Raw genomic sequence first — 853 nt, forward strand, 5'->3', positions numbered from 1 at the left:
CGATGGCGCGCTACTGCGCCGGCGAGGCCAAGGAGGGCGTCGCGATGGGCGGCGCGCTCTCGCTCGTCCCCGAGGGCCGGATGGGCGAGGTCAGAGACCGGCTCGAGGCGGTCTGTGCCCGGCTGGGGATCGAAAGCGACGGCGGTGAGTCGGGTGCAGAAAACGACGAAGGCAGTGACGGAGCCGAAGAGGGAACCCGTGGACCCTGATTCGATCCGGACCGCGGAGCGGGTCCCTCACGGCGGCGAATCCGACCGCGACGTGCTGGACTTCTCGGCCAACACGAACCCGCGTACTCCCGACGGCGTCGCGGACGTGTACGCCGGCGCACTCGAAGCGTCCAGTCGCTATCCGGACGACGACTACCCGGAGTTCCAGGCCGCCGCGGCCGCGTTCGTCGGCTGCGATCCGAACCGAGTGATTCCCACGCCGGGCGGACTCGCTGCGATCCGGCTGGCGATGGAAACCGCGCTCGAGCCGGGCGACGAGGCGCTGGTTCCCTATCCGAGCTTCGGCGAATACGCCCGCGAAGTTCGGCTACAGGGAGCGACACCGCGATTCGTTCGCTACGACGAGCTGTGCGAGATCGGGCCGACCGTGCTCGAGGCGTCCGCGCTCGCGGTGATCTGCACCCCGAACAATCCCACCGGGGATGCGATCGATTCGGACGCGCTCGAGGCGTTCGCGGCCCGCTGTGCGGATACGGACACGACGCTCCTGGTCGACGAGGCGTTCCTCGGCTTCACCGACCGCTCGTCGGCGGCCGAACTCGAACTGGAGACCGTCGTCGTCGCGCGCTCGCTCACCAAGCTGTTCGGCCTGCCGGGGCTCCGCGCCGGCTTCGCCGTGGCGA

General features: G+C 70.0%; 1 protein-coding gene and 1 pseudogene. Both read left to right on the forward strand.

All coding sequences use genetic code 11. The features are described 5' to 3' along the window. Positions 1-209, forward strand: a pseudogene (locus PGX04_RS25735) (TIGR00303 family protein); the annotation flags it as partial. Continuing rightward, positions 199-853 (forward strand): aminotransferase class I/II-fold pyridoxal phosphate-dependent enzyme (locus PGX04_RS25740; protein WP_273741101.1); only part of this gene is annotated, 655 nt, incomplete at its 3' end. The pseudogene PGX04_RS25735 and the gene PGX04_RS25740, both read left to right, overlap by 11 nt.

The sequence above is a fragment of the Natrinema soli genome, assembly GCF_028618695.1.